Here is a 13,647-nt window from a genome sequence, read left to right as displayed (position 1 = left end):
GGTGCGGAACTCCCGCGTCACAGGTCGTCCCTGCGCCGCCAAGCCGCCGGCAGTGCTCAGTGCTCAGTACGCGTCGGCGCAGAGCTCCTCGATCAGGCGGAGGACGGTCCCCGGCTCACGCAGCGTCGGGAAGTGGTCGGAGCCGGCCAGCCGGGCCAGGCGGCAGCGGGGAATCCGATCCGCCATCTCCTCGTTGCAGCGCACCACCTCCGGCTGGTCCAGCTCCCCCAGCGCCAGCAGCGCGGGTGCGGCGATCTCCCCGAGCCGGTCGAAGGCGGGGGCGTCGGTTCCCTGATGGCCGATATTGCTGAACCAGGCGGGCAGTACGCCGCGGAGCTGGGCGGCAGCGAGCGGATCGGCTTCGGGGGCGCCGCCGCCGGCCCTCCCCCAGATGCCCAGCCCGAGCCGGACGATGCCCTCCATGTCGCCGGCCGTGGCCAGCTTGCCCACCTCTTCGTAGAACCCCAGTGGCGCCAGCCCGTCGTACCCAGTGACCCCGGGCACGAAGAGGGCGAGGCCCGCCACCCGGTCGGGGACGTCCAGAGCCAGGCTGATCGAGGTGGCACCGCCCATGCTGGAGCCCACCAGCACCGCACGGGCCAACCCGAAGTGGTCGAGGACCGCGGCGAGATCCTCGACCAGGGAATACGCGGCGGTGGGCGCGGGCGAGCGCCCGAAGCCGCGGGCGTCGTAACGGATCACCCGGTACCGCACGGTGAGCCCCGCGAGAACGGGCTCCCAGATCGTCGAGTCGCCCACGCCCGGGTGGAGCAGGACCAGCGGCTGCCCGTCCCCTCCCGAATCGTCCGCCCAGAGTTCACCGTTGCTGACAGGCACGATGGCTTCCATGAGCCTCAGTGTGCTGAGCTGCGCGGGCGCCCGCCAGCGGGATCTCGGCCGTGTCGCCGCCATCTACCGGGGCCGGGCGGACCCTACGGTGCCGTCGCGTCCTCGGCGTAGTTCCTGATGAGTTCGTAGGAGCGCATGCGGTCGCGGAGGTCGTAGACGGGTGTGGTCAGCATCAGTTCGTCCGCTCCGGTCTCACCGGCCAGTTGAGCGAGCCGGTGCACGACGGTCTTGGGTGTCCCGACGGCTTGCTGCGCGCGGAAGCCGGCCAGTGCCTCGCGTTCCCTCGCCGTGAAGGGATGGGTGGCCGCCTCCTCGGGCGTGGGGAAGGGCGTCTCACTCAGACCTTTGAGGAGCCCGGCTTTGACGACGTCCATCGGCCCGACGCGCCATGCGGCTTCCTCCTCCGTCTCGGCGCACACCGTCTCCACGCACAAGAGCACCCGAGGCTGCTCGCACCAACGGGACGGGGTGAACTCTGCCCGGTAGCGTTCCAGGGCCGCGAGGGTGTTGTCCGGCCGGATGTGGTGGGCGATGGCGATCGGCAGGCCGAGTCCCGCGGCGAGAGCGGCACCTGCGGTGCTGGAGGCCAGCAGCCACGGCTCCGGCAGCGGGCCGAGCGCGACTTCGTCGAGAAGGAAGGACAGGATCGCGGCCACGTCGCCTTGGTATTCCGCGTCCGTCGCCGGTCCGGCTCCGCGGCGAAGTGCCCGTGCGGTGGCCTCGTCGAAGGTGCCAGGACCCCGGCCGATGCCCAGGTCGACGCGGTCCTCGTGCAAGGCGGCCAGCGTTCCCCACTGCTCCGCCAGGGTGATGGGCGCGTGGTTGGGCGCCAGCACTCCGCCCGAACCGAGACGGATGACCGAGGTCGAAGCGGCAGCGTGGGCGGTCAGCACGACGGGCGGGAACGCGCCGATCGCGGGCGAGTGGTGATGCTCGGCGTACCAGATCCTGTGGTAGCCCAGCCGTTCCAGTCCCTGCGCGAAGGCCGCGGTGTCCCGCAGGGTGTCCACGGCGCGTGCGCCCGTTTGGACCATCGCGACTTCCAGCGCTGAGAGCGGTATATCGAGCATGCCGTCAGCATAGGGATCATGCGATCGACGAGGGGAACGGGGACTGCCGCAGCTGTGCGCGGCCCGGCGCGCTGTGCCCTTTGCTGCAAGGGCAGTTGGCGGTGCGCGGGCCACGACGGCAACGACACGCCGCGGCACCGTCCGCGCATTGTGCTGGTGACCTCAGCGGAACCGCGGCATCCGCACGTCGCCGAAGTTCATCACTCTCTGCAACTCGTCCCGCGTCCGCTCCGCCGTCAGCCGCGCCTCGGCCGGAACGTCTCCACGCTCCGCGATGAGCTTGGCATAAATGGGCGCCTCGTGGCGGTCCGCGGGACTCACGTCAGCAGGTCCTTCCCTGGATGGCATACCGCTCCCGACTGCGGCCGGGAGCAAGGGCAGAGTGTACGGGGTCGACTGCCTCGCGCGTCGTGGTGGCCCAGGGAACGTCGGTCACCGCCGTACCAAAGGGCGACGAACGGCACAACAGCACCCGGCGCCCGCGCCAGCGACACGATTCCTCGTCGAAAGCGGCGGCGGCCGGAGCACCGTGAGGGGCACGGTCGCCCTGCTGCAGCCATGATCGGAACAGCGGGCACAGCAACACGCGAGCAGTGGAGGAGCCGGCCATGAGCACAACCCCGGACACGGGCGGACTGCACTGTCTGGTGACCGGTGCCTCCGGATACATCGGCGGGCGGCTGGTGCCCGAACTGCTGAAAGCCGGCCACCGGGTGCGATGCCTCGCCCGCACTCCGGGCAAGCTGCGTGACCACCCCTGGTCGGGCGACGTCGAGGTGGTCAAGGGTGATGTCACCGATCCCGGCTCCATGACCGACGCCATGCGCGGCATCGATGTGGCCTACTACCTGGTGCACGCGCTCGGCTCCGGCTCGGGCTTCGAGGAGACCGACCGCCGCGCGGCCCGGGCCTTCGCCGAGGAGGCGCACGCCGCGGACGTACGGCGGATCGTCTATCTCGGTGGCCTCACGCCGCGAGGCATCCCGCAGCGGTCACTGTCCCCGCATCTGCGCTCGCGTGCCGAAGTCGGCCAGATCTTCCTCGACGCGCCGGTACCCGCCACCGTCCTGCGGGCCGCGGTCGTCATCGGTTCCGGGTCGGCGTCCTTCGAGATGCTGCGCTACCTGACCGAACGGCTGCCGGTCATGGTCACCCCCAGCTGGGTGCACACCAAGGTCCAGCCCATCGGGGTGCGCGACGTGCTGCGGTATCTCGTCGGCTCGGCCACCATGCCGGACGATGTCGATCGGGCGTTCGACATCGGCGGCCCGGACGTCCTCACCTACCGGGAGATGATGCGCCGGTACACCGTCGTCTCCGGGCTGCGGCGACGGGTCATCGTGCCCGTGCCGGTGCTCACTCCACGTCTGTCCAGCTACTGGGTCGGCCTCGTCACGCCGGTGCCCGCGTCCATCGCCCGGCCGTTGACGGAGTCGCTGCGCCACGAAGTCGTCTGCCGGGAACATGAGATCGCCCGCTACGTGCCCGACTCCCCCGGCCGGCCCTTGCCGTTCGACGCGGCCCTCGCCCTGGCGCTGCGGCGCGTGCGCGAGGCTCAGGTCGTCACCCGCTGGTCGTCGGCGGGCCTGCCCGGTGCGCCGAGCGATCCGCTGCCCACCGACCCCGACTGGGCCGGCGGCAGCCTCTACGAGGACGAGCGGCAGCTGACGGTCGAGGCGTCTCGTGAGGCGCTGTGGAAGGTGATCGAGGGCATCGGCGGCGACAACGGCTGGTACTCCTTCCCGCTCGCCTGGGCGGTGCGCGGCTGGCTGGACCGTTTCATCGGCGGCGTGGGGCTGCGCCGTGGCCGTCGCGACGCCGAGCACCTGCGGGTCGGCGACTCACTGGACTTCTGGCGGGTGGAGGAGATCGAGACCGGGCACCTGCTGCGGTTGCGTGCGGAGATGCGACTGCCGGGCCTCGCATGGCTGGAAATGTACGCCGAGAACGATGACGACGGCCGCACCCGCTACCGGCAACGCGCCCTGTTCCACCCCCGCGGACTCTTCGGTCACACTTACTGGTGGAGCGTCGCGCCCTTCCACGCCGTGGTGTTCGGCGGCATGGCGCGCAACATCACCCAGGCCGCCGCCAAAGGGATGAGCGCCCACTAGGGCCTGTCCGAGAAGCCGTCCACGAGCCGTCCTCCCTCGGAAGTGGCCCAGGATGGTCCACAATCCATCCTGTTGTCCGGCCCGGCACCAGGAGTGGCGCATGACCGTTGCGGTCGTCCTGTTCACCTCGGACCTGCGTCTGCACGACCATCCTCCGCTGCGGGCAGCGCTGCGCGCCGCCGACGAAGTGGTGCCGCTGTTCGTGCTCGACCCGGATGTCCACGCCGCGGGGTTCGACGCGCCCAACCGGCGTGCGTTCCTGGCCGACTGTCTTGCCGACGTCGACGCCTCGCTGCGCGTGCGCGGTGGCCGGCTGGTGCTGCGCACCGGGCCGCCGGCACGAGAGGTCGTCGCGGTCGCCGCCGAGTGCGGGGCACACGAGGTGCACATGGCGGCGGGCGTGACCCGGTTCGCGCAGCTGAGGGAGGAGCTGCTGCGCAAGGAGTTGGCCGGCAGTGGTGTGCGGCTGGTCGCGCACGACGCCGTGGTGACGGCCGTGGCCCCGGGCGCCGTGGTGCCGGCGGGCTCCGACCACTTCGCGGTCTTCACGCCGTACTTCCGCCGCTGGTCCACGGTACAGCTGCGCGCACCGGAATCCGCCCCGCGCAAGGTGCCGGTTCCGGACGGCCTGCGCAGTGATCCGCTCCCTGCCCGGGGCGCCGGGTCGGGTGTCTCCCCCGGGATTCCGCCGGGCGGCGAGAGTGAGGGGCGCCGGCGTCTGACCGGCTGGGGGCGCGGCGGTCTCGCCGCCTACGCGGAGCGGCACGACGATCTGGCCGGTGACGCGACCTCGCGGCTTTCGCCCTATCTGCACTTCGGCGCACTCTCCCCCGCCGAAGTCGTGCAGCGGGCGCGCACGCGCGGCGGCCCGGGAGCGGAGGCGTTCGTCCGGCAGCTGTGCTGGCGCGACTTCCATTACCAGGTGATGGCCGCCCGGCCGGAGTCGTCGGTACGCGACTACCGCACACGCGACGACGACTGGCGCTCCGAGGAGGAGGCCGCGGAGGAGATCGCCGCCTGGAAGGAGGGCCGCACCGGCTACCCGCTGGTCGACGCGGCGATGCGCCAGCTCACCCACGAGGGGTGGATGCACAACCGGGCCCGGCTGCTGGCGGCGAGCTTCCTCACCAAGACCCTGTACGTCGACTGGCGCATCGGCGCGCGCCAGTTCCTGGACCTGCTGGTGGACGGGGACATCGTCAACAACCAGCTGAACTGGCAGTGGGTGGCCGGGACCGGCACGGACACGCGCCCCCACCGCGTGCTCAACCCGGTGGTCCAGGGCAAGCGCTTCGATCCGCAGGGTGCGTACGTACGCCGATGGGTGCCGGAACTGGAGGATGTGGCCGCCACGCGGATCCATGAACCGTGGCGGCTGCCCGAGGGTGAACGGGCGCGGCTCGACTACCCGGAGCCGCTGATCAGCCTCGCGGATGGCCTGGCGCGGTTCAAGAACGCCCGCGGCCGTAACTGAGGGAGGCACGTCACGCCGGTCCGCCCGCGCGCCGGGGTGCCGGTGTGCCGCGCCGCGATGCGTCGGCGGTCCTGCCGGGCCAGGCGTCCTCCCGACATGTCGCCGGCATTGCCTTCGCCGCCATTCATTGCAACGCACCATTGCATTCGACTCCAGCGTCATTGCATCAATTTGGCGCCGACGACCTGGGAAAATTCCCTTCACGCGATTGACGCGATCGTGAATGCAACGTAGCTTTCGAGCAGCGACGAACACGTACTATCGCGAGATGAGGAATGGTCATGAGCGAGTCCCTCCACACCGTCACGACGCTGCCGACGGAGCGCCGGCCCGGCTGCCCCTTCGACCCGCCGGCCGAGCTGATCGACGCCCGCCGGCACGGCCCCATCAGCCGCTACACCCACCCCGGCGGTAAGCCCGGCTGGCTGATCACCGGATACGACCTGGTCAGGTCGGTCCTGGCCGACCCTCGGTTCAGCTCGCGCAAGGACCTCCTGAACGTGGTCGACTTCGAGCTCCCGCCGGCGCCGCCCGGCGAGTTCCTCCTCATGGACGAACCTCAGCACGGGCGCTACCGGAAGCCGCTGGTGGGCAAGTTCACCGCGCGACGGATGCGACTGCTCACCGAGCGGATCGAGCAGATCACCACCGACTGCCTGGACGCCATGGAGGAGGCCGGACCGTCGGCGGACCTGGTGACCGCGTTCGCCAAGCCCATCCCCACCATGGTCATCTGTGAGCTGCTGGGGGTGCCGTACGAGGATCGGGACTCCTTCCAGGAGCAGATCGACAAGTTCATGAACGGGGAGACGAGCGACGAGGATCTGATAGCGGCCTACACCGCGACGCAGAACTACCTCGCACAACTGGTGGCCGCCAAGCGCGCGAAGCCCACCGACGACGTGCTCAGCGAACTCACCGACAGCGACCTGACCGATGAGGAGCTGCAGGGGATCAGCCTGATCCTGCTGGCGGCCGGGTTCGACACCACCGCGAACATGCTGTCCCTCGGGGCCTTCGCACTGCTCCAGAACCCCGCGCAGTTGGCCGCGCTGCGCGCCGATCCCACGCTCACCGACCGGGCCGTGGAGGAGTTGCTGCGCTATCTGAGCGTCGCCAAGTCGTTCATGAGGACGGCGCTGGTGGACGTCGAGGTGGGCGGCCAGACCATTGAGGCCGGCACGACGGTCGTCCTGTCGTACAACACCGCCAACCGTGACCCCGAGCGCTTCGCCGATCCCCATGTGCTCGACCTGCGCAGGGAGTCCGGCGGGCACCTGGCCTTCGGCCACGGCATCCACCTGTGCCTGGGTGCGCAGCTGGCCCGCGTCGAGATGCGGGTCGCGTTCTCCGCGCTGCTGGGCCGCTTCCCCACGCTGCGCCTGGCCGTACCGGCCGAAGACGTGGCCCTGCGTCCGGAGACCGCGGACATCTACGGGGTGAAGAGCCTCCCGGTCACCTGGGACGTGTGACCGCGACGTCCCCGAACAGGGGCCGGCCGGGGCGGCGGCCCCCACCTGGGCGGCGTACGGCGAGGTGCGGCAGTCTCACTCGGCCAGGGCGCGGCGCAGGACAGCGCCGAGCTCGGCGATCTGCCGCTGGGAGACATCGGCGGACAGAATCGCCTGCGACCCGTGGAAGGTGCCGGGCCACTGGTGGAGTTCGACCGATACGCCCGCCTGCAGCAGGCGCAGGGCGTAGGCGATGTCCTCGTCGCGGTTCGGGCACAACTCCGCGGTGGCGACGTACGCCGGTGGCAGGCCGGACAGGTCAGTGGCCCGCGCCGGGGCGGCGTACGCCGTGGCGGGCGCGGAGCCCAGGTAGTGCCGCCACGACGCGGCGATCTTGTCGCGGGTCATCCAGGGCGTATCGGTGAAGTTCCGTGCCGACCACGTCTGTTGCCGGTCGTCGAGCTCGGGCTGGTTGAGCAGTTGGAAGCGGATCGGCGGGCCCTGTTCGTCACGGGCCCGCAGCGCCACCGCGGCCGCGAGCCCTCCGCCGGCGCTGTGGCCTCCGACCGCGATCCGGTCCGGGTCGATGCCGAGCTCGGCCGCGTGCTCGGCCGTCCAGGTCAGTACGGCGTAGGCGTCGTCGAAGGCGGCCGGGAACGGGTGCTCGGGCGCCAGGCGGTAGCCCACCGAGATCACCACCGCCCCGGAGCTGTCCGCGACCCGGCCGGCCCACGGGTGCTCGGTGTCCAGGCCGCCCATGACGAACGCGCCGCCGTGCAGCCAGACGACGGCGCCGCCGTGCGCCTGCTCCGGGCGGTAGATCCGCACCGGCACGTCCGGCTCGGCGGGCACGGTGCGGTCCTCGACCTCCATTCCGGTGGTGTCCACTTGAGGGGCCGCGGCGGCCAGTTCGGCGAAGTTCTTGCGGTCCGCGACCGGGTCGACGAGGTCGGCTCGGGGGAACAGCGGGACGAATGCTTCGAGTTCGGGATCCATGCCGGACATCCTCACCGGCACCACCCCTGGGGATCATCCGCCAACTGTCGGGGATCCTCACGGGATCACGCGCCGATCGGCGCCCGCTGCCCCGCCGTAGCGGCCGTATCCTCTGACCATGGAGGCACTGGCCGCACGGTTGTCGCACTTGGACTCCCAAGCCGAAGGCGCGATACGCGTCGTCATGTTCTACGACACGCTGATGCGCCGGCGGGTGGACCTTCCGGCGCTCGCACGGGCCTCGGCGGGCCTGGCCGAGTGCGTGGCCGGGATCCGGATCCACGGCACGGGGCGCGTGCTCCGCGTATCGCCCGACGGCAGGCCGGCGTCCGCCCCGCCGCCACCCGCCTCCAGCACGGGGCCGATCACACTCGACGGGGAAGAGATCGGCACGGTGTGGCTGGAACGCCCCGGCCCGCCGAGTCCGCTCGACGAAGCGCTGCTCGACCGGCTCGCCATCGCCGCCGCGGCGGTCGTCGAGCGGTACGGCCCGGCCCGTACCACCATGGCCGACCCCGCTCTCGTCGAACTGGCGATCAGCTCCGACAGCGACGAGGCGGCCAGAGCACGGGCGCTCCGGCTGCTGGGCTTCGCCGCCGACCTGCGCATCCACGTCGTCGCCGTACGCTCGAAACTTCCGCTCGACCAGATCGGCGGCCTGCTCTGCCCGGCCCGCCCGGTCAAGGCCGCGCCCCTCGCCGACGTGGGCGTCATCCTGGCCGGCAGCGTGGACCAGGCCCGCTTCCCGGCAGGTGTACGCGCGGGCATCGGCTCCGCCGAGAGCCCCGACCGCGCCTGGCAGCAGGCCCGCACCGCCCTCCGCTTCACCACCCCGCGCGAACCCGTCATCCGCCACGCCGACCTGGGGGCGCTGGCACTCCTGGCCGAGATAGCTCAGGACACCGTGCGGGACAACGCCGACGTGGCCGCGATCGCCCGCCTGGCTGGCAACCCGGATGATCTGGAGACCCTGGACGCCTACTGCGCCACCGGATCCCTGCGCCAGGCCGCCGACCAACTCCACCTGCACCACAGCAGCGTCGCCCGCCGACTCGACCACCTCGGAAAGTCCCTGGGCATCGAACTCACCACACCCGCCGGACTGACCCGGACCAGGCTCGCCCTGACCGCATGGCGGCTGCTCGACGACTGAGGGAGAACCGCCTCTGCTGCCGTCGGCCGGACACCCCCCAGAGGTCGAAATCGAGGTGCCGCATCGACACCCGCGCCCGCGTGCCCGGTCGGCGCGCCATCGACGACGGCCTGGCGGCGCGCGCGGGACGCGAGCAGCGCGTCCACGGCAGACTACGCCCGGAGCACAGCCAGGCGGTCGGGTGGTGCGGATGATCTTTCCTTGCGTAGTGTGCACCCTCATACCGGACAACAGTCCGCGCGCCCTCTACGACTCCGCGCGTGACCGCGTGCCGCCGGTGCCGCGGAGGCCAGAAAGTGACGAGACACATGCAGCCGACCTTCGTACTGGTTCACGGAGCCTTCGCGAACTCCTTCTCCTTCGCGCCGCTCCAGGCCGAACTCGGCCTCCTCGGGCACCGTTCGGTCGCCGTCGACCTGCCCGGCCATGGATTCGGGGCGACCTACGTGCACGCCTATCAGGCGCCGCAGGACCCCGAGGGGCTGGCGACCGCGCCCGGCTCGATCAAGGGCGTCACGCTCGCCGACAACGCCGCGCATCTGATCGGGGTCCTGGAACGGGCCAAGCGGAACGGCCCCGTGATCCTCGTCGCGCACAGTCGGGGCGGCGTCACGGCAACGGCCGCGGCCAACGCCCGGCCGGACCTGATCGACCGCGTCGTGTACGTATCGGCCTGGTGCCCGGTCGATCTCGACGTCAGTGAGTACTACGCCGAGCCGGAGATGGCCACGGTCGACGCGGCTTCCCTGGCGCAGGCGATGGCGGGGAACCCGGCCGAACTCGGCCTGCTCCGCGTCAACTTCCGCACCGCGGACCCGGACGCCCTCGCGGCGTTCAAGGCGGCCTTCCTCGCCGACGGCACCGACGAGGAGTTCCTGACCTTCCTGAACACCTTCCAGCCCGACGAGAACCTGGACGTCGGCACCTCCGCCGACCGGGCGCAGGCCGCTACCTGGGGCAGCATCCCGAAGACCTATGTGCGTCTGGCCGACGACGCCAGCCTGCCGCTCGCCATACAGGACCGGCTGATCCGCGAGGGCAACGCGCTGACACCGGACAACCCGTACGACGTCCGCACCCTCGAGGGCAGCCATCTGAAGTGGCTGACCGACCCGGCTCCGGCGGCCCGGGTCCTGGGTGAACTCGCCGTGCCCTTGGACCCTTCGGCCCGATCCTGACCGGAGCCCGGGTGAGACGGGCCGCCGGCACTCGGCAGGGGGTCGCGGACGACGCGGGCAACCCGCCCGTCACATGTGCGGGTTGCCCGGGGCGACGGCTTCCAGATCGGCGATGGTTCCCGACATGATCGTCCGTACGTGGTCGGTGATGTGCTCCGCGGGCCAGTTCCACCAGGCCACCGCCAGCAGCCGGGAGATGTCCCGGTCGTTGTAGCGGGTGCGGATGAGGCGGGCCGGGTTGCCGCCGACGATGCCGTAGTCGGGTACGTCGCCGGTGACCACGGCCCCCGCGCCGATGATCGCGCCGTGTCCGATCCGTACGCCGGGCATCACCGTCGCGCTGTGGCCGAACCAGACGTCGTTGCCGACGACGGTGTCACCTCGGTCGGGCAGGCCGGTGAGCAGGTCGACGTGCTCGGACCACGAACCGCCCATGGCGGGGAAGGGGAAGGTCGAGGGGCCGTCCATGCGGTGGTTGGCACCGTTCATGATGAACCGCACGCCCGTGCCCAGCGCGCAGAACTTGCCGATGACCAGCTTCTCCGGCCCGTAGTGGTAGAGGACGTTGCGTGTCTCGAACGCGGTCGCATCGTCCGGGTCGTCGTAGTAGGAATACTCCCCGACCTCGATCAAAGGGGACTTCACCAGCGGCCTGAGCAGCACCACCCGGGGTTGCTCGGGCATCGGATGGAGAACTGTCGGGTCGGCGGGCGCGGGCACGGTGCGATTCCTCAGCGGTTGTGTGTCGGTGGTCAGCAGGCGGGTGCCGGACATGCGGCTGCGGTGACGGCGCCGTACGGTCGGCCTCAGCAGGTCGAGTGGAACAGGCCGCCCACAGGCCGGGGCCCGGCCGTCAGGGTGTTGTAGAGCTCGACGGCTGCCGGGGTTTCGTCCACATGCACTTCCGCCCCGGCCTCCCTGAGCAGCTCCAGGGTCGGTGGGGCGATCCGCAGCCGTCGGTCCATGCCGAGGCTGAGGACGACGACCTCGGCGCCTCGCCCGAGAAGCTCCCGTACGTCCCCGGGTTGGATCCCGGGGTCGTGCCGGGTGCCGTGCTCGGCCCAGTCCCATGCATGGCCGCCGCCCGGGTACAGGACGAAGTCCTTGCCCGGGGTGACGCCTTCGACCTCCATCAGGCCCCGTTCCAGGCGGATGATCCTCGGGGAGAGGAGCGAACTCGTCGGGTCGTCGGCATCGGTCATGCGGACCAGCATCGCAGCCGCGGTGATCATCCGCAGCCGCAATTCAGCCCATGAGCTGTACCTTCCCGGGGTTCTGTGGTGTCCGGCGGCGACCGGCACCGACAGGTCCGTGCACGCCTTGCCGCCGACAGGCGGAGCCGGCCTAGTCCGCGAGGTACCCGGTGGCCGGGTCCACCTGCGAAAGGAAATCGCGCGCCGCCTGTTCGAGGTCCGCCCTGCCGAGCGGCCCCGCTCCGTGCGCCGCCATCGTGAATCCGTAGCCGGGGTTGGGGCCCGACTGCCACACGAAGTCGTGCACGCCCGGGCTGCCCGGGCGTTCGGTCACCGTGAACCTCGCACCGTCCACGACGACATCCACGATCATCGCTCTCCCCCGTCCCCCATGCCGCAACGACGCATCCGCCACGGGACGCCGGGCCTCCCACCCTACCGGGCTGCCGATGACGGCACGGGCCACGGGCTGCGACCGCTCCGCATGCGCGCGGACGCGCCACCCGGTAGCGTCGAAGGACGCGCGTTCCGCCCAAACCGCTGCGGCCCGGCCCGCCCGGCAGCGCTGCCGACGAATGTCGGCAGAGGAACGAGACGACATGCCAAAGCAGAGCATCCACGCGGTGACCGCCGCGGCCGCTCTGGTCTGCCTGACAGCGTTCGGCCCCACACCCAGCAGCGCCGCGTCGCCACCCGCCCGGTCCGCCGGGCCCAGCCCGGCGGCTCCGTCCCGGTTCGTGCCCGGCCCCTGTCCCAAGCCGCCCGAGCCCATCGCCGCGCTGAGCGGCGCACGGTGCGGCTTCCTCGAGGTCCCCGAGAGCCGCTCCCGCCCCGGCGGGCGGACCATCAAGCTGCCCGTGGCGGTCATACCGGCCGTCGCCCCGGCGAAGCCCGCACAGGACCCCGTGGTGTTCATGGCCGGCGGCCCCGGTGGCGACACGTTCGACGACATCCCGTTCCTCGTCGACTCCGGCCTGAACAAGGACCGCGAGCTGATCATCATGGCCCAGCGCGGAAACCTCTACGGGCAGCCGAACCTCGCCTGCCCGGAGGTCGACCGGTTCAACGCGCGGGCCGTGGGCCTGCGCTTCGGCGCGAAGCCGGCGGAACAGCTCCTGCTGAAGGCGGTGAAGGAGTGCCGGAACCGCCTGACGGCCGAAGGCATCGACCTCGGCGCCTACAACACCACGGAGAACGCCGCCGACTTCGCCGACCTGCGCAAGGCCTTGGGCCTCCCCCGGTGGAACGTCTACGGGTACTCCTACGGCAGCGACCTGGCCCTCACGTACCTGCGCCTGCATCCCGAGGGGATCCGCGCGGTGGCGATCGACTCGATCGCACCTCCCCGGACCGTGACCCTGCCATGGGGATGGAGCAGCGCCGCCGAGGGCATCGCCACCATCTTCGAGGCGTGCGCGGCGGAGCCCGCCTGCAAGAGCCGCTACCCGGACCTCCCCCGTACGCTGACGGAGCAGGTGCGCAAGCTGGAGGCGCGGCCCCTGACGCTGAACGTCCCGCCGCCGAGCGGAGGGAAGCCGGTCAAGGTCGTCCTCGACGGGGGCGCGCTGCTGGACCTGATCATCGCCTTCGCCGTCCGTCCCGAGGACCTCCCGGCGGCGCTCGACGAACTCGCCGCCGGAAACCCGGAACGCTTCGCGAAGGGCCGCGCGGCCGGCTCGGTCCAGAACGTCGGCGCGTTCGCGCACGGCCTGACGGAGTCGGTGGTGTGCGGCGAGTGGGCGCCGGGGTACTCCGAACCCGACGTGCTGAACGCCGGGCGCAAGGCCTTCCCCGGGTGGCCGGACACCGTCCTGGCCCAGGTGCCACAGCTTCCCTTCCAGTACGCGTCGTGCCGGATCTGGAACGTTCCGGACCGGGCCTCCGTCCAGCGGGTGGCCACGGTCAGCTCGGTGCCGGCGCTCGTCCTCTCCGGCACGTTCGACGTGAAGACCGGGGCGAGTTGGGCGCGGGACGTGGCCCGTGACCTGTCCGGCTCGACCGCCGTGCGGGTTCCCGGAATCGGCCACTGGGTGGTCCCGCAGTCGCCGTGCGCGCAACGCGTGCTGGCCTCGTTCCTCGCGCGCCCGACCGCGCCCGACACCGGTTGCGTGGACGGCCTCGAGCCGAAACCGTTCACGATCATCCCGAAATGACCGGGAGGGCTGATGA

General features: G+C 71.3%; 13 protein-coding genes. 6 read left to right on the top strand and 7 right to left on the bottom strand.

The features are described 5' to 3' along the window. Positions 1 to 63: 63 nt before the first annotated feature. The 3 genes from ABT342_RS18645 to ABT342_RS18635 form a co-directional block, all read right to left on the bottom strand. A complete protein-coding gene (locus tag ABT342_RS18645) occupies positions 64 to 849 on the bottom strand; it encodes an alpha/beta fold hydrolase (RefSeq protein ID WP_351574492.1) in 786 nt (261 codons plus the stop codon). An 83-nt stretch (positions 850 to 932) separates the two neighbouring features. Continuing rightward, entirely contained in the window at positions 933 to 1,919 is a 987-nt protein-coding gene (locus ABT342_RS18640) for an LLM class flavin-dependent oxidoreductase (RefSeq protein ID WP_351574489.1), read from the bottom strand. Between the two features lie 162 nt (positions 1,920 to 2,081). Beyond that, on the bottom strand, positions 2,082 to 2,240 hold the full coding sequence (locus ABT342_RS18635) for a hypothetical protein (protein WP_351574486.1): 159 nt from the start codon (positions 2,238 to 2,240) through the stop codon (positions 2,082 to 2,084). Between the two features lie 287 nt (positions 2,241 to 2,527). Here ABT342_RS18635 and ABT342_RS18630 point away from each other — a divergent pair, with 287 nt between their 5' ends. The 3 genes from ABT342_RS18630 to ABT342_RS18620 all read left to right on the top strand — a co-directional run bounded on the left by ABT342_RS18630 (position 2,528) and on the right by ABT342_RS18620 (position 6,979). Further along, positions 2,528 to 4,033 carry an SDR family oxidoreductase gene (locus ABT342_RS18630; RefSeq protein WP_502965569.1) on the top strand — a complete coding sequence of 502 codons (1,506 nt, stop codon included), beginning with the start codon at positions 2,528 to 2,530 and terminating at the stop codon, positions 4,031 to 4,033. 100 nt (positions 4,034 to 4,133) lie between these two features. Then, entirely contained in the window at positions 4,134 to 5,507 is a 1,374-nt protein-coding gene (locus ABT342_RS18625; protein WP_351574483.1) for a cryptochrome/photolyase family protein, read from the top strand. A 281-nt stretch (positions 5,508 to 5,788) separates the two neighbouring features. Then, a complete protein-coding gene (locus ABT342_RS18620; protein WP_351574480.1) occupies positions 5,789 to 6,979 on the top strand; it encodes a cytochrome P450 in 1,191 nt (396 codons plus the stop codon). A gap of 75 nt (positions 6,980 to 7,054) precedes the next feature. On the opposite strand, the gene ABT342_RS18615 is transcribed toward ABT342_RS18620, so the two are convergent. After that, entirely contained in the window at positions 7,055 to 7,954 is a 900-nt protein-coding gene (locus tag ABT342_RS18615) for an alpha/beta hydrolase (protein WP_351574477.1), read from the bottom strand. 118 nt (positions 7,955 to 8,072) lie between these two features. Here ABT342_RS18615 and ABT342_RS18610 point away from each other — a divergent pair, with 118 nt between their 5' ends. Then, entirely contained in the window at positions 8,073 to 9,107 is a 1,035-nt protein-coding gene (locus tag ABT342_RS18610) for a helix-turn-helix domain-containing protein (RefSeq protein WP_351574474.1), read from the top strand. A 308-nt stretch (positions 9,108 to 9,415) separates the two neighbouring features. Further along, a complete protein-coding gene (locus tag ABT342_RS18605) occupies positions 9,416 to 10,285 on the top strand; it encodes an alpha/beta fold hydrolase (protein ID WP_351574619.1) in 870 nt (289 codons plus the stop codon). A 69-nt stretch (positions 10,286 to 10,354) separates the two neighbouring features. On the opposite strand, the gene ABT342_RS18600 is transcribed toward ABT342_RS18605, so the two are convergent. From ABT342_RS18600 to ABT342_RS18590, 3 genes are all read right to left on the bottom strand, one after another. Next, a complete protein-coding gene (locus tag ABT342_RS18600) occupies positions 10,355 to 10,969 on the bottom strand; it encodes a CatB-related O-acetyltransferase (protein WP_502965571.1) in 615 nt (204 codons plus the stop codon). A 122-nt stretch (positions 10,970 to 11,091) separates the two neighbouring features. Continuing rightward, positions 11,092 to 11,487 carry an Mth938-like domain-containing protein gene (locus tag ABT342_RS18595; protein ID WP_351574471.1) on the bottom strand — a complete coding sequence of 132 codons (396 nt, stop codon included), beginning with the start codon at positions 11,485 to 11,487 and terminating at the stop codon, positions 11,092 to 11,094. A gap of 142 nt (positions 11,488 to 11,629) precedes the next feature. Further along, positions 11,630 to 11,851 carry a hypothetical protein gene (locus tag ABT342_RS18590; RefSeq protein WP_351574468.1) on the bottom strand — a complete coding sequence of 74 codons (222 nt, stop codon included), beginning with the start codon at positions 11,849 to 11,851 and terminating at the stop codon, positions 11,630 to 11,632. Positions 11,852 to 12,077: 226 nt separating this feature from the next. On the opposite strand from ABT342_RS18590, the gene ABT342_RS18585 reads away from it, so the two are divergent. Then, positions 12,078 to 13,631 (top strand): alpha/beta fold hydrolase, encoded by a 1,554-nt coding sequence (locus tag ABT342_RS18585; protein ID WP_351574466.1) that lies wholly within the window; start codon positions 12,078 to 12,080, stop codon positions 13,629 to 13,631. The last annotated feature ends 16 nt before the right edge of the window (positions 13,632 to 13,647 follow it).

The organism is Streptomyces sp. NPDC000410 (assembly GCF_040300305.1).
Classification (GTDB): domain Bacteria; phylum Actinomycetota; class Actinomycetes; order Streptomycetales; family Streptomycetaceae; genus Streptomyces.
The sequence above is the reverse complement of the archived record's forward strand: the minus strand, read 5'-3'. Positions and strand labels throughout refer to the sequence as shown.

Bases quoted from the DNA above. Each gene is read 5' to 3' on its own strand.
- ABT342_RS18645 (WP_351574492.1), bottom strand. From the start codon at position 849: ATGGAAGCCATCGTGCCTGTCAGCAACGGTGAACTCTGGGCGGACGAT.
- ABT342_RS18605 (WP_351574619.1), top strand. From the start codon at position 9,416: ATGCAGCCGACCTTCGTACTGGTTCACGGAGCCTTCGCGAACTCCTTC.
- ABT342_RS18595 (WP_351574471.1), bottom strand. From the start codon at position 11,487: ATGACCGATGCCGACGACCCGACGAGTTCGCTCCTCTCCCCGAGGATC.
- ABT342_RS18630 (WP_502965569.1), top strand. From the start codon at position 2,528: ATGAGCACAACCCCGGACACGGGCGGACTGCACTGTCTGGTGACCGGT.
- ABT342_RS18640 (WP_351574489.1), bottom strand. From the start codon at position 1,919: ATGCTCGATATACCGCTCTCAGCGCTGGAAGTCGCGATGGTCCAAACG.
- ABT342_RS18600 (WP_502965571.1), bottom strand. From the start codon at position 10,969: ATGCCCGAGCAACCCCGGGTGGTGCTGCTCAGGCCGCTGGTGAAGTCC.
- ABT342_RS18590 (WP_351574468.1), bottom strand. From the start codon at position 11,851: ATGATCGTGGATGTCGTCGTGGACGGTGCGAGGTTCACGGTGACCGAA.
- ABT342_RS18610 (WP_351574474.1), top strand. From the start codon at position 8,073: ATGGAGGCACTGGCCGCACGGTTGTCGCACTTGGACTCCCAAGCCGAA.
- ABT342_RS18585 (WP_351574466.1), top strand. From the start codon at position 12,078: ATGCCAAAGCAGAGCATCCACGCGGTGACCGCCGCGGCCGCTCTGGTC.
- ABT342_RS18615 (WP_351574477.1), bottom strand. From the start codon at position 7,954: ATGGATCCCGAACTCGAAGCATTCGTCCCGCTGTTCCCCCGAGCCGAC.
- ABT342_RS18620 (WP_351574480.1), top strand. From the start codon at position 5,789: ATGAGCGAGTCCCTCCACACCGTCACGACGCTGCCGACGGAGCGCCGG.
- ABT342_RS18625 (WP_351574483.1), top strand. From the start codon at position 4,134: ATGACCGTTGCGGTCGTCCTGTTCACCTCGGACCTGCGTCTGCACGAC.